At 64.0% G+C, this 19,103-nt stretch carries 18 protein-coding genes, 2 tRNA genes and 2 riboswitches; of the genes, 10 read left to right on the top strand and 10 right to left on the bottom strand.

Translation table 11 applies throughout. The annotated features are described in order from the left end of the window. The first annotated feature begins 102 nt into the window (after positions 1–102). Both HWX36_RS28340 and HWX36_RS28335 read left to right on the top strand, forming a co-directional pair. On the top strand, positions 103–1,080 hold the full coding sequence (locus HWX36_RS28340; protein WP_175956751.1) for a hypothetical protein: 978 nt from the start codon (positions 103–105) through the stop codon (positions 1,078–1,080). Next, positions 1,071–1,775, top strand: a complete 705-nt coding sequence (locus HWX36_RS28335) for a phytanoyl-CoA dioxygenase family protein (protein WP_175956749.1) — start codon at positions 1,071–1,073, stop codon at positions 1,773–1,775. The genes HWX36_RS28340 and HWX36_RS28335 overlap by 10 nt, the downstream gene beginning before the upstream one ends. Positions 1,776–1,806: 31 nt before the next feature. Here HWX36_RS28335 and HWX36_RS28330 read toward each other — a convergent pair whose 3' ends face one another. Continuing rightward, positions 1,807–2,553 (bottom strand): FkbM family methyltransferase, encoded by a 747-nt coding sequence (locus HWX36_RS28330; RefSeq protein ID WP_175956747.1) that lies wholly within the window; start codon positions 2,551–2,553, stop codon positions 1,807–1,809. A 705-nt stretch (positions 2,554–3,258) separates the two neighbouring features. On the opposite strand from HWX36_RS28330, the gene HWX36_RS28325 reads away from it, so the two are divergent. Continuing rightward, positions 3,259–3,666, top strand: coding sequence for a hypothetical protein (locus HWX36_RS28325; protein WP_175956745.1), 408 nt, complete (start codon positions 3,259–3,261; stop codon positions 3,664–3,666). A 210-nt stretch (positions 3,667–3,876) separates the two neighbouring features. Here the strand turns inward: HWX36_RS28325 and HWX36_RS28320 are convergent, their stop codons facing one another. Further along, on the bottom strand, positions 3,877–5,817 hold the full coding sequence (locus tag HWX36_RS28320; protein WP_175956743.1) for a tetratricopeptide repeat-containing glycosyltransferase family protein: 1,941 nt from the start codon (positions 5,815–5,817) through the stop codon (positions 3,877–3,879). A 27-nt stretch (positions 5,818–5,844) separates the two neighbouring features. Next, positions 5,845–6,588 carry an acetyltransferase gene (locus tag HWX36_RS28315; protein ID WP_175956757.1) on the bottom strand — a complete coding sequence of 248 codons (744 nt, stop codon included), beginning with the start codon at positions 6,586–6,588 and terminating at the stop codon, positions 5,845–5,847. Between the two features lie 355 nt (positions 6,589–6,943). Between HWX36_RS28315 and HWX36_RS28310 the strand changes: the two genes are divergently transcribed. Then, the gene (locus HWX36_RS28310) at positions 6,944–7,237 is read left to right on the top strand and encodes a hypothetical protein (RefSeq protein WP_175956741.1); all 294 of its coding nucleotides are present in this window, start codon (positions 6,944–6,946) and stop codon (positions 7,235–7,237) included. An 85-nt stretch (positions 7,238–7,322) separates the two neighbouring features. Here HWX36_RS28310 and HWX36_RS28305 read toward each other — a convergent pair. The 5 genes from HWX36_RS28305 to HWX36_RS28285 all read right to left on the bottom strand — a co-directional run bounded on the left by HWX36_RS28305 (position 7,323) and on the right by HWX36_RS28285 (position 10,879). Then, positions 7,323–7,405, bottom strand: a tRNA-Ser gene (locus HWX36_RS28305). 440 nt (positions 7,406–7,845) lie between these two features. Continuing rightward, positions 7,846–9,372, bottom strand: a complete 1,527-nt coding sequence (locus HWX36_RS28300; RefSeq protein WP_175956739.1) for a hypothetical protein — start codon at positions 9,370–9,372, stop codon at positions 7,846–7,848. Positions 9,373–9,472: 100 nt separating this feature from the next. Beyond that, on the bottom strand, positions 9,473–9,805 hold the full coding sequence (locus HWX36_RS28295) for a helix-turn-helix transcriptional regulator (RefSeq protein ID WP_175956737.1): 333 nt from the start codon (positions 9,803–9,805) through the stop codon (positions 9,473–9,475). After that, a complete protein-coding gene (locus HWX36_RS28290; RefSeq protein ID WP_175956735.1) occupies positions 9,798–10,130 on the bottom strand; it encodes a type II toxin-antitoxin system RelE/ParE family toxin in 333 nt (110 codons plus the stop codon). The genes HWX36_RS28295 and HWX36_RS28290 overlap by 8 nt, the downstream gene beginning before the upstream one ends. Before the next feature lie 41 nt (positions 10,131–10,171). Continuing rightward, positions 10,172–10,879, bottom strand: coding sequence for a site-specific integrase (locus HWX36_RS28285; RefSeq protein WP_244136533.1), 708 nt, complete (start codon positions 10,877–10,879; stop codon positions 10,172–10,174). Positions 10,880–10,953: 74 nt separating this feature from the next. On the opposite strand from HWX36_RS28285, the gene HWX36_RS28280 reads away from it, so the two are divergent. Beyond that, a complete protein-coding gene (locus HWX36_RS28280) occupies positions 10,954–11,328 on the top strand; it encodes a hypothetical protein (protein ID WP_175956733.1) in 375 nt (124 codons plus the stop codon). Between the two features lie 211 nt (positions 11,329–11,539). Here HWX36_RS28280 and HWX36_RS28275 read toward each other — a convergent pair. Further along, positions 11,540–11,615, bottom strand: a tRNA-Arg gene (locus HWX36_RS28275). Between the two features lie 250 nt (positions 11,616–11,865). Here HWX36_RS28275 and HWX36_RS28270 point away from each other — a divergent pair. Beyond that, a complete protein-coding gene (locus HWX36_RS28270) occupies positions 11,866–12,780 on the top strand; it encodes a c-type cytochrome (RefSeq protein WP_175956732.1) in 915 nt (304 codons plus the stop codon). Between the two features lie 103 nt (positions 12,781–12,883). On the opposite strand, the gene HWX36_RS28265 is transcribed toward HWX36_RS28270, so the two are convergent. Next, complete coding sequence (locus HWX36_RS28265; protein ID WP_175956730.1) at positions 12,884–14,971, bottom strand: UvrD-helicase domain-containing protein; 2,088 nt, start codon at positions 14,969–14,971, stop codon at positions 12,884–12,886. Between the two features lie 452 nt (positions 14,972–15,423). Between HWX36_RS28265 and HWX36_RS28260 the strand changes: the two genes are divergently transcribed. From HWX36_RS28260 to gcvH, 4 genes are all read left to right on the top strand, one after another. Continuing rightward, positions 15,424–16,482, top strand: a complete 1,059-nt coding sequence (locus HWX36_RS28260; protein ID WP_175956728.1) for an oxidoreductase — start codon at positions 15,424–15,426, stop codon at positions 16,480–16,482. 158 nt (positions 16,483–16,640) lie between these two features. After that, on the top strand, positions 16,641–17,003 hold the full coding sequence (locus tag HWX36_RS28255; protein WP_027788671.1) for a hypothetical protein: 363 nt from the start codon (positions 16,641–16,643) through the stop codon (positions 17,001–17,003). A gap of 113 nt (positions 17,004–17,116) precedes the next feature. Next, positions 17,117–17,220: riboswitch (glycine riboswitch) on the top strand. Between the two features lie 33 nt (positions 17,221–17,253). Then, positions 17,254–17,387, top strand: a riboswitch (glycine riboswitch). A gap of 84 nt (positions 17,388–17,471) precedes the next feature. Further along, positions 17,472–18,590 (top strand): glycine cleavage system aminomethyltransferase GcvT, encoded by a 1,119-nt coding sequence (gcvT, locus tag HWX36_RS28250; protein WP_175956726.1) that lies wholly within the window; start codon positions 17,472–17,474, stop codon positions 18,588–18,590. A gap of 119 nt (positions 18,591–18,709) precedes the next feature. Next, on the top strand, positions 18,710–19,090 hold the full coding sequence (gene gcvH / locus HWX36_RS28245; protein ID WP_047899491.1) for a glycine cleavage system protein GcvH: 381 nt from the start codon (positions 18,710–18,712) through the stop codon (positions 19,088–19,090). Positions 19,091–19,103: the final 13 nt, after the last annotated feature.

Raw genomic sequence — 19,103 nt, 5'->3', positions numbered from 1 at the left:
ATCGGCTCATCCGCTCAAGGTCATGAACACGATATCTCTAACGCACCGCTCCCAAAGCCCGTTTACACCGTTCCCAAATTCAACAGCCTGCTAGGGGCACCCATGGCAGGCATACAGTGGGACAAGCAGGGGCGGATCTACGCGCCCGATGCACGGCTATCCTGGGCGAAATCGCACGCGCAGATCCCGACGGTCGCAGGCGTCGACGGCGATACGCTGCAACTGCTGTTCAGCAGCCGCGACGCGGGCAACCGGAGCGCGATCGCGAGCATGGCCGTCCGCGCGAGCGCCCCTGCCGAGATCGTCGCCATCGATCCGGAGCCGGTCCTGCCGCCGGGCGCGCTCGGCACGTTCGACGATTGCGGCACGATGCCGTCGTCGGTCGTCGAGCACGGCGGCGTTCGCTACCTGTATTACATCGGCTGGAACGTGCGCAACACGATTCCGTACCACAACGCGGTGGGCCTCGCGATCAGCGAGGACGGCGGCCGACGTTACCGGCGCCTGTTCGACGGGCCGGTGATGGACCGTACGGCCGACGAGCCGTATTTCTGCGGCACGACGTGCGTGCGAATCGAGAACGGGATCTGGCGCAACTGGTATCTGTCGTGCACCGGCTGGACCCTGGTCGACGGCAAGCCCGAGGCTCGCTATCACCTGAAGTACGCGGAATCCCGCGACGGCATTCATTGGACGCGCGGCGGCCGCGTCGCGATCGACTACCTCGACGACCGGGAAGGCGGGCTGGCACGCGCGTCGGTGCATTTCGACGGCCGTCTCTACCGGATGTGGTTCTGCAAGCGCAGTCACGACGGCTACCGCGAGCGCTCGTCGGTCAGCTACCGGCTCGGCTATGCCGAATCGACCGACGGCATCGTCTGGCGACGGCTCGACGACGATGCGGGGCTCGACGTGTCGCCGGATGGCTGGGATGCGTTCATGGTCGCGTATCCGGAGGTCGTGCAGGTCGGCAAACGCCTGTACATGTTCTACAACGGCGACGGCTTCGGCGCGAGCGGGTTCGGCTACGCGCAGGCACGGGCCACCGGCGGCATTCAGGGTGACGCAGCATGGACGTGATCGCGGGCGATTTTCGGGAACTCGGTTACGCGATCGTCGCGAACGCCGCGCTGCAATCGCTGATGAAGGACGTGCGTGCGAAGTTCGAGCGGCATTTCATGCCCCGATTCGGCGACGACACGACGCGCAACCGCAACATCATCAAGCTGCTCGCCGAAGACCTCGACGTGAAGCGCTTCTTCTGCTCACCCGAGCTGACGGCCGCGCTCGACCGCCACCTCGGCATCGCGATGCCGGTGCAGACGGGCCCGATCGTCACCCACTACACGGCGAACGATCGCATCGGCAACAACTACGGGCTGCCGTATCACCAGGACTGGCCGAGCATGGGGACGTCCTCTCGCGGCGTGATCGCGTGGACGTCGATCGCGGACGTGCGCAAAGGGGCGCCCGGGCTGCGCATCGTTCCGGGCAGCCATCGGCGCGGACTGTGGCCGGGCGAGCAGACCGACCGCGGCTACGTGCTCGACGACCAAGCCGTCGACGGCGCCTGCGACCTCGAGATCGACGCCGGGCACGTACTCTTCATGTCGCCCTATCTCGTGCATCGGACACTCACCAGCGACGCCGCCGACTGGAAGCTGTCGCTGTCGTGCCGCTTCGACGATTTCTCGTGCGACCAATGGAGCCGTCGCGGGTTCGTCAGCGCGTACCGCACCGCTGTCGACCGCCAGGCCTATCTGTCAGGATTTTGAGCGACGCCCGCGTTGCCGCGGGCCTCGACGGTCAGCGCACGAAGATGCAGTTCCACAATCCCGCGTAGTTCTGCACCGGGTGCTTGCTTGCGAGCGTCAGGCCGAGCGCGCCGAGACGGTGCGTGAGCAGGTCCATCTTCGCGTCCTCGATCTCGATCAGCAGTTGCCTGCACGCGCCCAGGCCCTGCATCGCTCCGTCGATGAGCGGAACTTCATGTCCGTCGACGTCGATCTTGACGTACTCGGGCTGCGGCAGGCCGAACTGCTCGCGCCAGCGATCGAAATGGACGACCTGGATCGCATGCACGTGGTTCGGCGCGAACGTTTCGCCCGACACCAGTGACGGCTGGCCGACGATCTTCTCGTGCGCGCCAAGCTCCATCTTGCGGATGAACAGCCGGTCGATCGCAAACCGGTCGGACGCCGCCACGTTGAACGCCTGCAGGTCGAGCCCGTCCTGTGCGTTGAGGTATGCGTTCCACGACAGCAGGAAGTAGTTCGACGGATCGGGCTCGATCGCGATCACCTTCAGGCCGCGCTTGGCCGCATACAACGCGAAGATCCCGTTGCTCGCGCCGAAATCGTAGTAGACGGATGCCGGCGGCAGCCGGTCGATCCAGTCCAGCAGCTCCGGCTCGATGTACTCGAGCCCTGCCGCCATCCAGAGCAGTCGCTTGCTCGGCGCGAGCCAGCGGAACGTGAGCCCACGCACCGTCGTCTCGACGACGTGCCGATCGAGATCGAACGCTTGCGCACGGGTCAGCGCTTCCTCGCTCACGAGACTTTCAACGGGAACAAACTTCCAGTGATTCATGGCCGGCCTTGGTCGATTTCATGCATGGCGGGAGCGTGCCCGCCGCTGCCGATCGGACCTTGCCCCGAAAACGCGTCGATTCTAGCGATGCGTGGCCGATTCGAAACGACGAACAGATTCGGCAAAACCGTGCAATTCGCACCGCTCGCGCGCGGAGCCGGCCAGGACGTCGCGATCGATGCGACGTTCAACGCGTGCAAGTCGCCCACGCGCGAAACGACCTGCCCTCGATTCGATCCGGACGTCCGGTATATCGCGGCTCGTACCGTTCGGTCCCGCTCGGCGGCTCACCGACGGCGGCCGGTCGCCCGGATCCGTTGCCTGTGTGTTCGTGCCGGAAGCAACGATGCGAACTCGGCCTAAATTCGGCAACAGACCTGCCGTAATAGCGAAGGTAAGGAAAGCGTCATGCAAAAGGCAGGCATTCGTAATTGAAGACAGCCTGCGCATGACGCCGGTTCTTGCGCAATGGAACGCGGGGCGCTGCGAGGCATGAAACGGCTCCGCGTCCGCACCCGCCCGATCTCGGCCGGAATGCACGCCACCGATTCTCCCTGTCCGTCGTGTCCTTGGACGAAGCGCGACGGACGAAGGAGAAACGGGGCGCGCCGGTGCGTTTCCGGCGGCACCGGGCAAATATCAATCAACAAACACTGAGAGAACTCATTGATGCGCAACAAACTGATCACTGCCGCACTTGCGGCCATGGTTCCCTTGATGTGCGACGCGGCGACGAGCGTCGTGATCGACGCGAAGGCCAATTGCCTTTCCAGCTATGTCGGGAAGGTGTCCGGCGGTACGTCGGCCAGGCTCGCGCTCGCCCAAGGCCGATATGCCGTGTCGCTCACGTCGAACACGATGAGTTGCAGCGGCGGCAACCTGGGAGGCGGCTGCAACATCGACACGGCGATCATACAAGGCGGCTTCGGCAGCATTCGGTGGGGCGGCGCGGTCACGGCACGCCCGACCGTCGTCGAGATCGGCGGGGGCGTCACGACTGTCTACGCGTACGTGAGCGATGACTACTGCGGCGACAACTCGGGGCAAGCAACATTGTTGTTCGAACCCACGAACTGAGCGCCATCTGCGCGAACCGTGCGGAACTGCATCCTGTTGCCCGCATCCGCGGCGCAGGATGACCCGACCTGTCGAGTCGTGACATGAATCGACCGTTGCCGGTCACCGTCGCGCCCGATGCATCGCATCGGGCGTCTTGAATCGAAGGGCTCCCGGGCCGCCCGCGCCCGACGATGGGCGGCCGATCGGCCGACCCTTTCGGCCAGCGGGTCAGGCGGTATGCACCGTCTCGTCCGCCGTCACGCGAGCGGCCGCGAAATGCGCGGCAAACGCCTCGCGCAAGCGCTCGGCCATCCGGATCCAGCTTTCGTCGCGCCCGCGCCGGAACAGCCTCATCGTGCCGGGATACCACGGCGAATCGTCGCGGTCGTGCATCCAGCGCCAGTCCACCTCCTGATTCGGCAGCAACACCCAGCAAGGCTTGCCGAGCGATGCGGCGAGATGCGCGGTGGACGTGTCGACGCACACCACGAGATCGAGTTGCGCGACGATCGCGGCCGTATCCGCGAAATCGTCGATCTCCGAGCCGAGGTGCAGCAACGGCAGGCCGCCCGGCGGCTGACGCGCCTCATCCTCGCCCTGCCCCTTCTGCAGGCTCACGAAATTCACGCCCGGCACACTCCATAGCGGCGTCAGCAACGCGAGCGACGGCAGCGAGCGGTGCGCATCGTTGTGATGCTTCGGGTTGCCCTTCCACACGAGGCCGACGCGCGGGCCGGCCGGCAACGCATCGAGGCGTGCGCGCCAGCGCGCGACGCGGGCCGGATCGGGCGCGAGCCGCACCGGCGGCGGGATCGTGTCGAGCGTCGTGCCCGCATGCATCGGCGCGCTCAACAGGCTCGTCCAGTAATCGAACTGCGCCGCCTGCGCGATCGCCGTCTCGTGATCGAGCACGGCATCGACGCCGTCGACCGACGCCATCAGCCGATGCAGCGCGGGCTGGCACGCGAACACCACGCGCGCCGCGTGCCGCGCCCTGAATTCCGCGAAATAGCGGCTGAACTGCAGCATGTCGCCGAGGCCGTCCTCCTGCCAGACGAGCAGCGTCTTGCCAGCGAGCGGCTCGCCTTGCCACTGCGCGCACGGCAACACCTCGCGGGTCCGGCGGTGCACGAACGCCGATTGCTCGTAGCGCGATTCGTAGCGCCGCCAGCCTTCGTCGAAGCGGCCCAGGCCGAGCAGCAGCGTCGCCAGGCCGAATTGTGCATCGCCATAGTCCGCGCGCAGTTCGAGCGCGCGGCGGTACGCGCGTTCGGCGTCGTCGTGGCGGCCGGCGTGCGCGAACGTCGTGCCGAGGTTGTAGTGCACTTCGGCCATGTCCGGCGCGAGCGACAGCGCATCGGCGAAGACGGCCATCGCTTCGTCGTGGCGGCCTTGCGCGCGCAGCACGCAGCCGAGATTGTTGTGCGGCTGCGGCAGGCCCGGGCGGCAGCGGATCGCGTCGCGATAGGCCGCCTCCGCTTCCGGCAGGCGATCGAGATTCTGCAGCGCGACGCCGAGGTTGTAGTGCGCCTCCGGGTGATCCGGGCACAGCGCGAGCGCCTGGCGGCTGGCGGCTTCCGCTTCCGGCAGCCGCTGCATGTCGACGAGGATCGCGCCGAGATTGGCGTGTGCGAGCACGGCGTCGGCGCGCACGGCTATCGCGAGCCGGTAGGCGAGTTCCGCCTCGGCCTGCCGGCCGAGGACACGCAGCAGGTTGCCGAGATCGGTCAGCACGTCGGCGGACTGCGGCTCGATCAGCAGCGCCTGCCCGAACGCCTGCTCGGCTTCGTCGAGCCGGCCGAGCGCTTCGAGCACCTTGCCGAACCGGTGATGATGCGACGCCCGCAACGGCGCGACGGACGCGAGCTGCCGGCGCAGGAGCGCCTCGGCGTCGGACAGACGCCCTTGCGACACAAGCAGCGCGCCGAGGCCGTCATACGGTGGCTCGAATGCGGGCATCGCGTCGATCGCGCGCCGCCACCACGCCTCCGCGTCGGCCAGCCGGTTCAGGCCGAGCGCGCAGACGGCCGCGACGTGCAGCGCCGCGACGGCCGGCGCCGGCCGGTCGAGCAGCGGTGCGACGAGCGACAGTGCATCGGCGAACTGGCCGTTCTGGCACAGCGTCGCGGCGTGTTGAGCCGGTGCGGATTCGTCGAAAGCAGGTGTCATGTCATGCGGCGCGGTGCGAACGGACGGTCAGGCTGACGTCGCTACGGCAGCCGGTTGGCCGGACTGGCCCATCGCACGGTCCTTGGCTTCCTGGAGCGCCGCGAGCGTGTCGAGCGCCCGCCCTTCGTCGGCGGTGAGATCCACCAGAAATGCTTCGTTGTTCTGCTTGATCCAGTCGAGCGGCATGTCCCACCACGCGAGCTGCAGCAGCCGTTCGCGCACTTTCTCCGTAAAGCGGAAGCGCACCAGACGGGCCGGCGAACCGGCATAGATTCCGTAAGCCTCGGTGCGGAAATTGGGGGGAATGACGGCCCGCGCACCGATCACGCAGCCGCTTTCGACCTGACTGCCGCCGAGGAACAGCGCTTCATCGCCGATCCAGACGTCGTTGTGAATCACGGTGTCCGCGTATTGCGGCATCGGCGCATGGGTGAGACCGTTACCATAGATGCTGAACATGCTCGTCGAAATCGTGCGCATCTCGTGCTGACCGTTCAACAGGAATCGCAGGCGCAGTCCACCGGCCACGTGCTTGCCGATCACGAGCTTCTGCTGGCCCACGTCGTACTTGGCGATCGAACCGACCCCGATCGACGAACACCGGCCGATATGAAACGTGCCGACCTGCGCTTCTTCATCGAGCCAGTTGCGGAAGAAATTGTTCGGGATCGCCGAAAAGGCGCCATCCCGGTAGCCCAGTACGATGAAATGCTTCGCCCACGGATGGTCGGGCAGCACGCCAATACAATCGTCGGAGGTCGTTACGTTCATTCGCGGTCGCAAGTGTGCCGGTGCAGCGGCTCGATGCCGGGCCGCTCGATACGGCGGGGGAAAACGTCGCGGCACATCGGCCGCGAGCATGGACGATGCAGTATAGAAAGCCATCGACGGCGACCGACCGTTGAGAAGAACGGCGTTCTGGCTTCTATTCTGGCGATGGGGCCGAGTGCGGTCCCGCGTCCGCGGCCCGGGTGCGTCAAGCGGCGACGTGGATTTGACGTCAGGGCCGACGGCTGGCGCGCGAAACATCTGGCGCCCGGCGTTTCATCGCGGCACTCAGGCGTCGGCAGAATCGCTGCGACGATCCTGCTGGCCCGTTCCGTCATGGGCGTCGGCCGCGGTGACGATGTGTTGCCGCAGCTTTCCCGAATGGCGTGCGCCCCTCACTCCCCTGGCCCGCACCATCCGCGCTCAATTACTCGACGAACACCCGCCGCAACTGCTCGAACTGCATGAGCTGGAACTGCACGAGCTTGACGAACTGCAGCTCGACGACGAGCAACTGCTGTCCGACGCGTCGATCGAACCGCCGATGCCCGCTTCAGCGGCGGCGAGCGTCGATATCCGCGACGCGGTCTGCACGGTTTGCGAATACGCCGACCATGCGGTGCCGGCCAGCACGGCCGTGCCGGGCATGTGATGCAGCCGCGCGCGCAGCACGCCGGCGCAGAAAACGTCCCAGTATTCGAGCGTATATTGCAGGTGGAAATGCCACGCGGCAGCGACCGCTCCGGCTGGGATCGAACCAGCAACCCCTGCCTTCGGAGGGCAGAAACTTAAGGAGATCCTGCACCGGCTACTTAGAGCGGTTCGCCAAATCTGTATCACGACGATCGCACGCCCGTCCGGCCACCAAAGCGTATAACCCCTCGCAGGCAGCAATTCGCGACACAATGTGCAACGACGCAAGACAAACAAAGCCCCTGCGTCGGCGCCGACAAAGTCGCAGACGCCAGCCAGTACCCCTGTTCGGCTGCCCTTTATCCAGGGCTTTCTACCTCGCCACAAGCGAACCTAGCGGGTACCCTTATCCGGATCGTTTCTCGTATCGTCGCCTCGGCCTCCGAATTTCCCGATTCGAGCCTGTGAAACATCAAGAGCATTTATGTGCCGCCTTGCATGCTCCGATTCATTGCCTCTGAATTCACGAATAATGCGAGACACATAATGGGTGTCGTAAATAGAAGCCTTTTCAGAACCAAATTTCTTCACTTTCACTCTCCCGTCCTGAATTTACCCTCTAAAAAATCACTCTTCAATATAGAAATTCCAAAAACTATTCGTCAGTAGTTTATCCCCAGTCATCACTCTAAATGTGCATCCCGTAATTTTTTCCTTCAGCAAAACATAGCCACCCGGCTGGTCCACCACTTCAAACTCTAGCTTATTAAGAACAATCCTTTTAATAAGCTCAGCACACGCATCCACGCTTCTCGCAACGAGCACCCCGTTTGCCACACCCGACCTTAGATTTGTCTGCAAGCCAAGCGGATGGTCGTCCTTGAGAACTTTTGCTCGCTTATCGTAATGCCCCTTAACCGCTTCACGCACCTTTTTCTTAAGCGCATCGATTTCCATCGACAACTTTCCAGACAAATGATCTATCGTTTCACTATCGTTCCACGCAGAATCTGGCTTGTATATTCTAAGCAGCTTAATCAGTATCCCTTCTTCACTCTCACCACTATAAATCTCAACAAACGTTTTATAGAGATAGTCCCAAAATTTATCGTCAACATCAGGAACAAACGCAATCACCGGCTTACCCTGAGCAAGGGTAGAAGCAAGCTCTGAATCTTTCCCCAAAGTATCTGACTCCTGAGCCAGATACACCGTACACTCGGCTCGCCGAAGCATTAGTGCTTCCGCAAGCCCCTTATCCAAACGATTTTCACAGTATGCATTTGTCGGATCAAAAAATCTAAGCTTCAAATCACTTATATGACGATTCTTTGTAATTTTCTCCATAAATTCGTTAACAAAAACGAATTCATGCCGATCACGCATCGACGTTGCGACATAGACATCCAAATGATCGGATGTTAGGTAAGCACTGTGATTTCGCTTTCCAACTTCAATAACGCCATTTCGATGTTCAATTTTTGCCTGAACCGTTGGATCGCCCGGATTCTTGTTTGATTCATCTTCCAAGCTGCGGCCAGATATATAGCCCAGCAGGTAGGTGTTCTTGCTATCAATCGGCTCTATTTCGATTAACGGGTTGTGACGAGAGCGAAACCCTTCGTCCGAACGCTCAGACGTTACATCATGAACAAATCTCTCCAATGCATCCGGATTTCGCGACAACCCCTTAAAACCATACTTGACATTACCAAACAGCAGTAACGCAAGCTCACGAAACGCATCCACCCCTTTTCGTAAATCGTTGGCGGAGGATATATCTTTGACGCTTTCTCCATTTACCCGTATAGCTGCCGGATCACAAAGAAATTCAAAAAATTTTGCGTCAACGCGGTCGTATCCAACCGCAAGAAGCAATTCGTTAAATTGAGAGTGCCCGAGGCTCAAGCCGCTCGTTACTGATTCGGCAACGCTGGAAAGGATTGATGATTCGCCGTGCAATGGTAGTGGCTGCCCAGTTAAATTCTCTAACAGCTGGCGCAGCTCTTCGGCGTTCAGAGCGGATGCTTGTTCCTCTTTCAGAGTGTTCACTGGGTCCCCGACGTCTTGTTGATATGGTCGGTCCGAGATGCGGAACGCCACCCGGCCGTTCGTCCCAGTATATGCTGCGGTATATCGCGTATCAATTTTCATTGCGATACCTCGTGACATCACGCAACAATCGGCCAGCGTTACAACATCGCTCCAGCTATCAATGCTACTTCTGCCGGCGCTCGACTTGGCCGGTGAACCACTAAGCGAACGATATTACAAGTCGCTTACCGCATGCGGCCGCGTACTTGCGCAGCGTTGCGAACGACGGCGAGTGTTTTTCGCTCGTCAGAGATGCTTCAAGCCGCGACACGGCGGATGCCGTCGTTCCCATGCGTTCCGCCACCTGAGCCTGCGTCAAACCCGATTCTTGCCGAGCAGCCAAAACTGCGCGCAGTGCGCTGTACTCGTCTTCCAGTGCGTCGTATTCCGCCTTGACACCGCGTTTTGCCAGTAGGCGCTCTGTATCGTCCGCCGTGTGTGGAACCGGGTTGAATCCCTCTGCGCGAGCGCGCTTGACCGTCATCTTAGCCATTTTTCACCTCACTCAAACGTGCCCGGGCGGTCCGCAGCTCGTTCCGCAGCGTCTCCTGCGTCTTCTTTACAAACGAGTGCAAGACAACGACACGTCGCCCAATGTGCGTGCAGTAGAACACGCGCCCGATGCCTTCCCTACCCTTCGGGCGCAACTCAAACAGCCCGTCCCCCATAGCGCGAGAGTGCGGCATACGCAGATCCGCACCAAACTCCTGCATCAGATCCAAGAGCCGCAAATAGTCCGCCAAAATCCCGGCCGGTAGCTCGAAGACGTCGCGCTTGACGCGCTCGTTGAAGTAGACGACTGTCCAATTCTGAGTCATGTTAGCAAATTTGCTATGTTTTTGCAATTTTCCTCACCACCTTATAGAGGCAAGAGCTTCTGCACGGCCGCACGCCCGTGATCGGGCGACAAGTGCGCGTAGCGCTCCGTCACCGTGATGGAAGAGTGTCCCAACAGGTCCTTGACCACATACAGCGACACCCCCTCCATGACGAGCCACGAGGCAAACGTGTGGCGCAGATCGTGTATCCGGAAATTTTCGATCCCAGCGCGGGCGCACGCGGCAACGAATCCCTTTTGCAAGGTGCCAATTCGCCGCCCCGAGCCGGAAGCAAACACCCAGTCAGAGCCAGCGCAGTTTCGCGCCACCCAATCGCGCTGATCCCTCAGCGCCGATATAGCGCCACTGTTCAGCGGAACCAGTCGACGCTTGCCGTTCTTTGTGTGCTCACACTCGAGCCGGAGGTGCGAGCGCTCGAAATCGACTCTGCACCACTCGAGCGTGAGCAGCTCATTTTTCCGGCAACCGGTGCTCAGCGCGAGGCGCACGAAGTTGCGAAGATGCGGCCGCCGCGCACTCATCCCGGCCGCGAGAATCAGCGACGACGCTTCGCTTTGGGATATCCAGCGGACCCGCGACTCACCGCTGTCAAGGCCGAGGCGTTGAACAGGATTCGGCAATTCTGGATAGTCGTGTTCGGTCCGCACGAAATTAATAGCCGCCGACAACAGCTTGAGCTCGCGCTTTACGGTCGATTCCCGAACGCCATCTGCGAGCCGGGCAGACACATACTGCCGAACGTCTCCCTGTTGATGTCCACGCAGAACTGACCCACTGGGGATGCGGTGGAAATCAACACACAGTGAGAGTCGGCATCAGAAACGCGGGCGGCAAAACACTTTCAAATTGCAAGGTGTATGTAGAGAAGCTATCACCACCGGCCAACTTGCCCGGTGGTGATACTCAGCTACTTGAAATGAGCGCATTCCACTTGCGGCATGACGACCCGGAAAAGCTCATGGACATCGCAGCTCATTGGGATCACGTTAGCCAGTTCAGATTCAGCACCCCGATATCTGGCGGCTTCTTCGAGACGGCCAACTATATGGAAGACGGAGTGAAGCGAACCTTCGCCGTCAGAGTATCCGCGACTGAATGCGAGCGCTCTGCTCTGTTCGAGATATGGACGGACGAGTCGAGGCGGCTACACCTCAAGTTCCTCAACTACATCAACTGACGCCGCGCCAGTCGGCTCCCTCTGAGCTGTCTTGCGCAACTGCCTACCATGTCCGGCAGAGTAAAATAAAGGTGCCTGAGCAATCCCGCTCAGGTCCAACCAAGCAGAAATTGACCGGAACCGTCGGACTCGTATAGGACGCGGGGTGTACGCTAAGAGTCGAAACAGGCTTGCGGCCGATGCCGTAACTTGTTGATCTTAAAGAATTTCTTGGCGCGCCCGGCTGGGATCGAACCAGCAACCCCTGCCTTCGGAGGGCAGTACTCTATCCATTGAGCTACGGGCGCGTGAGACAGTGAAGCGACCCCATATACAGGCCGCCCACGATTGGCAAGACAGCAAGGATACCCGGTTTCACATGACGCGTCCACCGTGCCCGACGAATCCCCGCCGGGCCGCGCTGCGTGCGGGTAAACACGCGCCATCGCACCGCTCGCCGTGATGTAAACGTTCCGTCTATAATCGACCGGGCTTCATTGGACTGCCATTTGCCGTTGCACCGCGCTCACAATTCCTATTCACGGAGACGAGGCAAGCATGAGCGAAGCACCCCACGAATCTCCCGTCAAAACCCCCGGGCAACTGATTGCCGTCATCATCGCGTCGTTCGCGATTCCGATCATCCTGATCGTCCTGTTCGCCAACTATGCGAACCATGCGTTCCGTTACGGCGCCGGCACGGACGCGCTGTCCGACGAGCAGGTCGCCGCGCGCATCGCCCCGCTTGCGCAGGTCGACGTGAAGGACGCCAACGCGCCCCGCACGTACAAGACCGGCGAGGAAGTCTACAAGGCCGTCTGCGTGACCTGCCACGGCACGGGCGCCGCCGGCGCACCGAAGTTCGGCAACAAGGACGACTGGGCGCCGCGCATCTCGCAAGGCTTCGACACGCTGCTGAAGACGGCCCTCGCCGGCAAGGGCGCGATGCCGCCGCGCGGCGGCACGAGCCCCGACGACGTCAGCGACTATGAAATCGCCCGCGCGATCGTCTACATGGCGAACAACGACGGCGCGAACTTCCCCGAACCGGCCGCGCCGGCCGCCAATGCGGCACCGGCTGCCAGCGGTGCCGCAGGTGTCGCGGCGGGCGCCGCAGGCGCATCGGACGCGGCCGACGCCGCGAGCGCGCAGATCGCCGCCGCGCAGGCCGCGATCGCCGCAATCCCGAAGGCCGGCGCAGCACCGGCGGCCGCGCCGACCAGCGCCGACGCCGCATCGGCCGGCAAGGCGCTGTATACGCAGGTCTGCCAGGCCTGCCACGCCGCCGGCGTGCTCGGCGCGCCGAAGTTCGGCAGCAAGGAAGACTGGGCGCCGCGCCTGAAGGACTCGATGGATACGGTCTACAACTACGCGCTGCACGGCAAGGGCGCGATGCCGCCGAAGGGCGGGTCGAACGCGTCGGATGCCGACGTGAAGGCCGCCGTCGATTACATGGTCAACGCGTCGAAGTAAGCCCACCCGGCAGTCAGTAAAAAACCCCCGCGACGCATACGCATCGCGGGGGTTCTGTTTTTTCGGCAGGCCACTTGAGCGCCGGAACGCCCGGGCCCACGCGTCACTTCTGCAGCAACGCCTTCAGGCTCGCGAGCCGGTCCTTCGGCGACATCGGCGCCTCTTCCGGCGTCGGCGGCGGCGCCTCGTCGAGCCCCATCTCCGGGATGAAGCGCGACGGTTCGCACACGACCGTCTCGCGCGCCCGCTTGCGCTTCTTGCACCAGTTCAGGTGCAGGCTGCGCTGCGCGCGCGTGATCGCGACGTACATCAGCCGGCGCTCCTCCTCGATCCGCTCGTTGTCGATCGGGCCGTCGTCCTCGGAGCCGCCGCGGTGCGGCATGATGCCCTCCTCGACGCCGACCAGGAACACGTGCGGATACTCGAGCCCCTTCGACGCATGGACGGTCGACAGGCGCACGGCGTCCGGATCCTCTTCCTTGCCCTCGAGCATCGACATCAGCGCGACGGTCTGGATCAGGCCGAGCAGGTTCTTGCCCGTATCGGCGAGCCCATCCGCGTTGTGGAAACCTTCCGCCTCGCCGTCGACGGCCTCCGCCTCGGGCTTGGTGCCCTTGCGCTTCAGCCATTCGAGGAATTCGAGCACGTTCTGCCACTTCGACTGCGCCTGCCGCTCGTCGAACGCGTCGTACAGGTACGCCTCGTAGTGGATCGCCTCCATCATGTCGTCGAGCACGACGGTGGCAGGATCCTTGTCCGCGCGCTCGGTCAGGCGCTGGATGAAGTCGCAGAACATCCGCAGCGGCTCGACCTGCCGCGCGGACAGCCGCGCCTCGATCCCGCCCATGTACACGGCCTCGAACAGCGACACTTTCGCCTGACCCGCGAACGAGCCGAGCGCTTCGAGCGTCGTGTTGCCGATCCCGCGGCGCGGCGTGGTGACCGCGCGGATGAACGCGGGATCGTCGTCGGCGTTCGCGATCAGCCGCAGGTACGCGCACAGATCCTTGATCTCGGCCTTGTCGAAGAACGACTGGCCGCCCGACAGCACGTACGGGATCCGCTCGCGCCGCAGCACCTGCTCGAAGATCCGCGCCTGGAAGTTGCCGCGATACAGGATCGCGTAGTCGCGGAACTGCGCGCGCCGCTCGAACTTGTGCGCGGACAGCCGGAACACGACCGATTCGGCTTCATGCTCTTCGTCGTTGCACGGCGTGACGGTGATCGAATCGCCCATCCCGTGCTCGGACCACAGCTTCTTCTCGAACAGTTTCGGGTTGTTCGCGATCACGTTGTTCGCGGCGGTGAGGATGCGCACCGTCGACCGGTAGTTCTGCTCGAGCTTGATCACGTGCAGCTTCGGGAAATCCTTGCCGAGCTGCGCGAGGTTCTCGAGCGTCGCGCCGCGCCAGCCGTAGATCGCCTGGTCGTCGTCACCCACCGCCGTGAATGCGGCGCGCGGGCCGGCGAGCAGCTTCAGCAGCTCGTACTGGCACGCGTTGGTGTCCTGGTACTCGTCGATCAGCAGGTAGCGCAGCTTGTTCTGCCAGCGGTCGCGCACCTGCTCGTTCTTCGCGAACAGCTCGGCGGGCAGACGGATCAGGTCGTCGAAGTCGACCGCCTGGTACGCGTGCAGCGTCGCGACGTAGTTGCGGTAGACCAGCGCGGCCTGGTGCTCGTCCTCGTTGGCCGCGATCGCCATCGCCTCGTCGGGCATGATCAGGCCGTTCTTCCACAGCGAGATGATGCTCTGGATCTTGCGGATCAGCCCCTTGTCGGTGGTGCCGAGCTGCTCCTGGATCATGCCGAAGCAGTCGTCCGAATCCATGATCGAGAACTGCGGCTTCAGGCCGACGTGCTCGGCCTCCTGGCGCAGGATCTGCACGCCGAGCGAGTGGAAGGTGCAGACGGTGAGCTGGTTGACGGGCACCTTGCGGCCTTCCTTGCCGGGCGTGGTGAGCGTCTTGCCCTCGAGCAGCTTCCCCACGCGCTCGCGCATTTCGGCGGCCGCCTTGTTCGTGAACGTGACGGCGGCGATGTGGCGCGGCTCGAAGCCTTTCGCTTCGATCAGGTGCGCGATCTTCTGCGTGATCACACGGGTCTTGCCGCTGCCCGCGCCGGCGAGCACGAGACAGGGACCGTCGAGGTAGCGCACCGCTTCGTTCTGGGCGGGATTGAGGCCTGCGGACATGATGGCGGATGGTGTTGCGGTTGACGGCGGAACGCCGGGAGGATGCCTTGCGCGGCAGGCTGGCGAAGCAGGCGGACACGCGGGCAGGACGCGCATGTTAACACGGCGGCGGCGTGCTTTTCGGGAGCGCCGCCGGGCGGGGCTGCGCGGGCCGACCGGCCGGCCGCCCCCTGTCCGTCCGGCCAATCCGGCCCCGTTCTCGCATCGATCGGCCACAATATGTCCACCCGGCGCAGCCGCCTGCGCCGCGTGGGCTGGGCAGGTCGCCGCGCACGTGCGGCCTGCGCGTTCGCGCAAGCAAAATGCCGGCTTTCCTTGCGCAAGCGCCAGATCGCACCGCGCATTCCGCCCAACGCGCCAGTGCAAGCGGCGGCGCCATGCCAAAATAGCCGGTCGTCTTCGCGCCGTCTCGGCGCACCATCCTTTAGTTTCCTTCGCAGCCAGGGATTGCCATGTCGTCATTGCTCAGGATTGGTTTGATGGGTTTCGGTTTCGCCGGCGCGACGTTCCACGCGCCCGTGATCGCCACGAGCGGCCGCACTGAAGTCGCCGCGATCGCGACGGGTCAGCCCGATCGCGCGCAGGCCGCGTATCCGGGCGCGCGTGTCGTCCCCGATCTCGACACGCTGCTCGGCCTCGACGACATCGAGTGCGTGGTGATCGCCACGCCGAACGACACGCACTTCGCGCTCGCGCGCCAGGTGCTCGAAGCCGGCCGCCACGTGGTCGTCGACAAGCCCGTCACGCTCACCGCCGACGAGGCGCTCGCGCTCGCGCGGCTCGCGAACGCGCGCAGCCGGCTGTTCGCGCCGTTCCACAACCGCCGCTGGGACGGCGACTTCCTCACCGTGCGCCGTGTCGTCGAATCGGGCGAGCTCGGCCGGCTGACCTGTTTCGAATCGCACTTCGACCGCTTCCGCCCAACGCCGCGCACGCGCTGGCGCGAGGAGCCCGCCCGCGGCGGCGGCCTGCTGCTCGACCTCGGCCCGCACCTGATCGACCAGGCGCTTGCGCTGTTCGGCGTGCCGGAAACCGTGAGCGCGACCGTCAAGACGCGCCGCGACCACGGCACGGCGCCCGATTTCGTGCACCTGCAGCTCGGCTATCCGGACAAGGACGTCGTGCTGCATGCGAGCGCGCTGTCGGCGATCGAACCCGCGCGCTTCACGCTGCACGGCACGCGCGGCAGCTACCAGAAGTTCGGGCTCGACACACAGGAAGACCAGCTCAAGGCCGGCCTCACCGCGGACGACGTCGAATTCGGCGGCGGCAACCCGCCCGGCCTGCTGCGCGTGCTCGACGGCGACGTCGAGGTCGAGGTCGAGCGCCCGGTGCCGACGCTCGATGGCCAGTACGCGGAGTTCTACCGCGCGCTCGCCGCGTCGATCCGCGACGGCGCACCGTTCCCCGTCGCCGCGCAGGACGCCGTCGACGTGATGACGATCATCGAGCTCGCCGCGCAAAGCGAGCACGATGGCCGCCGGCTGCCGTTCGTGCGCCGCACGATCTGACACCGCGCGCCGGCCGGTCATGGCCGGCCAGCGCACCCGCACTTGGATCTGCCGGAACATTCGGTTACAAATGCCGGGGGAACGAAAGTCAGCGCCCGACCGGTCTGACGCGTTTCTCAAAAAAGTCGATCCGACACCAATCCGTCAGGAGAATGTTGATGCAACGGTTGATTCGCGCAGCTGCGTGCTGCGTCCTGGTTTCCTCGCTTGCGGCCTGTATCGTGCAGCCGCAGCAGCCGGTCCGCCCGGCCCCCCCGCCGCGGCCGAATCCGCAGGTCGTCGCGAACGAGCGGATGCAGCAGATCCAGGGCCGGATCGACAACCTGCACCGCCGCATCGATGCGCGCGTGAACGGCGGCTACTACCCGCCGCCGTACGGCGCGCAGCTTCATCACCGCCTCGACGTGATCCGCCAGGAAGCGAACGACATGTCCGCGCAACACAGCGGCGGCCTGTCCGGCGACGAGCAGCGCGTGCTGAACCAGGAACTCGACACGGCCGCACGCGCGATCGGCGAGTAACGCACCGGCGCCCGCCGGAGCGGAAAAAGCGGCGGCACCGGGTGCCGCCGCTTGTCGCGAAGCGACATTCTTTTGCTCAAATTGACAAGGCCCACCCGCTCGCGTACAGTCGCCCGCACGCGTCGGGAGAGCGTGTAGCCGGGCTGGTTCAGCACCGGTTGCGCCGCCGAAGGGGCACACCCGCAAACTCTCAGGCAAAAGGACCGACCGCGTCGGGGAATCCCGTCCGCGCATTGCGCGGGCCACACTCTCCCCGCACTCTGGAGAGCGGCAGTAGCCCGCAGCGCATCGGTTGCGCGGGCAGGCTGCCCACCGAAGGGGCGCGCGTTCGCCAGGCCTGGCCGGCAGCGCAATCTCTCAGGTATCGAGGACAGAGGGGCATGTACCGGATCGCTCGCAGGCCATCGGCCGCGGCGGTCGGCACATGGCCGTTCTGATCCGCGCGCAAGCGCCTTGCCTGAGGCCTCGATGACTGCACTGAATCACACCCCGCTCAACGCCGCGCACCGCGCGCTCAATGCCCGCATGGTCGACTTCGGCGGCTGGGACATGCCCGTCAACTACGGCTCGCAGATCGAAGAACACGAAGCCGTGCGCACCGACGCCGGCATGTTCGACGTGTCGCACATGTGCGTCGTCGATTTCACCGGCAGCCGCGTGCGCGCGTTCTTCGAGCATGCGATCGCGAACAACGTCGGCAAGCTCAAGACGCCCGGCAAGGCACTCTACTCGTGCCTGCTCAATCCGCAGGGCGGCGTCATCGACGACCTGATCGTCTACTACTTCACCGAGGAATTCTTCCGCGTCGTCGTCAACGCCGGCACGGCCGAGAAAGACATCGCGTGGTTCAACCAGCTGAACGAGCAAGGCGGCTTCGGCGTCACGATCGCGCCGCGCCGCGATTTCGCGATCGTCGCCGTACAGGGCCCGAACGCCCGCGAAAAAACCTGGACGACCGTGCCCGCCGCGCGCGCCGCGACGAGCGAGCTGAAGCCGTTCAATGCCGCGCAAGTCGCCGGCACGCCGTTCGGCGACCTCACCATCGCGCGCACCGGCTATACCGGTGAAGACGGTTTCGAAGTGATCGTCCCGGCCGTGCACGTCGAAGCGCTGTGGAACGCGCTGCAGCAAAACAGCGTGCGCCCGTGCGGGCTCGGCGCGCGCGACACGCTGCGCCTCGAGGCCGGCATGAACCTGTACGGCCAGGACATGGACGACACCGTCTCGCCGCTCGACGCGGGCCTCGCGTGGACGGTCGATCTCTCCGCGCCGCGCGACTTCGTCGGCCGCGCCGCACTGGAAGCCAACGGCACCCGCGCCGCGTTCGTCGGCCTGATCCTGCAGAAGGAAAACGGCAAGGCAGGCGGCGTGCTGCGCGCGCACCAGAAAGTCGTCACGCCGCACGGCGAAGGCGAGATCACGAGCGGCACGTTCTCGCCGTCGATGCAGGAATCGATCGCGTTCGCGCGCGTGCCGGCGGCCGTCCAGATCGGCGACCTGGTCCAGGTGCAAATTCGCGACAAGAATCTTCCCGCGCGCGTGGTAAAACTGCCGTTCGTGCGCAACGGCAAGGTCCTCGCTGCGTAACGGCCGGGAGGCCCGCCTCCCGGGAAGCCGGGAGATGGCGCCCGGCGCAACACCACACCCGGCGCGCCCCGGCGGCGCGCCAGCAAAACGAATCACACCCTTTTATCCAGGAGCATCCGATGAGCAACGTCCCGGCCGATCTGAAATACACCGACGAACACGAGTGGATCCGCACCGAGGCAGACGGCACGCTGACGGTCGGCATCACCGATCACGCGCAGAGCACGCTCGGCGACATCGTCTTCCTCGAGCTGCCGGCAGTCGGCAAGCAGGTGAAGGAAGGCGACGCCGTCGGCGTCGTCGAATCGGTGAAGGCTGCATCCGACATCTACTCGCCGGTGTCCGGCGAGGTCGTCGCCGTCAATACGGAAGCCGCCGACGCACCGGAAGAAGTGAACAGCGACGCGTACGGCGTGTGGCTCTTCAAGATCAAGCTCGCGGCCGGCGCATCGACCGACAAGCTGATCGACGCTGCCGCCTACACCAAGCTGATCGACTAATTTCCTCACCCGA

Origin of the sequence: Burkholderia sp. BCC0405, from assembly GCF_902833075.1 — a bacterium.
GTDB lineage: Bacteria > Pseudomonadota > Gammaproteobacteria > Burkholderiales > Burkholderiaceae > Burkholderia.
Note: the sequence above shows the minus strand (reverse complement) of the source record. Positions and strands in the feature narration are given on the sequence as shown.

What these genes read in the sequence shown, in the direction of transcription:
- HWX36_RS28340 (WP_175956751.1), top strand. Translation starts at nt 103, where the DNA reads ATGGCAGGCATACAGTGGGACAAGCAGGGGCGGATCTACGCGCCCGAT.
- HWX36_RS28335 (WP_175956749.1), top strand. Translation starts at nt 1,071, where the DNA reads ATGGACGTGATCGCGGGCGATTTTCGGGAACTCGGTTACGCGATCGTC.
- HWX36_RS28325 (WP_175956745.1), top strand. Translation starts at nt 3,259, where the DNA reads ATGCGCAACAAACTGATCACTGCCGCACTTGCGGCCATGGTTCCCTTG.
- HWX36_RS28320 (WP_175956743.1), bottom strand. Translation starts at nt 5,817, where the DNA reads ATGACACCTGCTTTCGACGAATCCGCACCGGCTCAACACGCCGCGACG.
- HWX36_RS28315 (WP_175956757.1), bottom strand. Translation starts at nt 6,588, where the DNA reads ATGAACGTAACGACCTCCGACGATTGTATTGGCGTGCTGCCCGACCAT.
- HWX36_RS28310 (WP_175956741.1), top strand. Translation starts at nt 6,944, where the DNA reads ATGTGTTGCCGCAGCTTTCCCGAATGGCGTGCGCCCCTCACTCCCCTG.
- HWX36_RS28300 (WP_175956739.1), bottom strand. Translation starts at nt 9,372, where the DNA reads ATGAAAATTGATACGCGATATACCGCAGCATATACTGGGACGAACGGC.
- HWX36_RS28295 (WP_175956737.1), bottom strand. Translation starts at nt 9,805, where the DNA reads ATGGCTAAGATGACGGTCAAGCGCGCTCGCGCAGAGGGATTCAACCCG.
- HWX36_RS28290 (WP_175956735.1), bottom strand. Translation starts at nt 10,130, where the DNA reads ATGACTCAGAATTGGACAGTCGTCTACTTCAACGAGCGCGTCAAGCGC.
- HWX36_RS28270 (WP_175956732.1), top strand. Translation starts at nt 11,866, where the DNA reads ATGAGCGAAGCACCCCACGAATCTCCCGTCAAAACCCCCGGGCAACTG.
- HWX36_RS28265 (WP_175956730.1), bottom strand. Translation starts at nt 14,971, where the DNA reads ATGTCCGCAGGCCTCAATCCCGCCCAGAACGAAGCGGTGCGCTACCTC.
- HWX36_RS28260 (WP_175956728.1), top strand. Translation starts at nt 15,424, where the DNA reads ATGTCGTCATTGCTCAGGATTGGTTTGATGGGTTTCGGTTTCGCCGGC.
- HWX36_RS28255 (WP_027788671.1), top strand. Translation starts at nt 16,641, where the DNA reads ATGCAACGGTTGATTCGCGCAGCTGCGTGCTGCGTCCTGGTTTCCTCG.
- gcvT (WP_175956726.1), top strand. Translation starts at nt 17,472, where the DNA reads ATGACTGCACTGAATCACACCCCGCTCAACGCCGCGCACCGCGCGCTC.
- gcvH (WP_047899491.1), top strand. Translation starts at nt 18,710, where the DNA reads ATGAGCAACGTCCCGGCCGATCTGAAATACACCGACGAACACGAGTGG.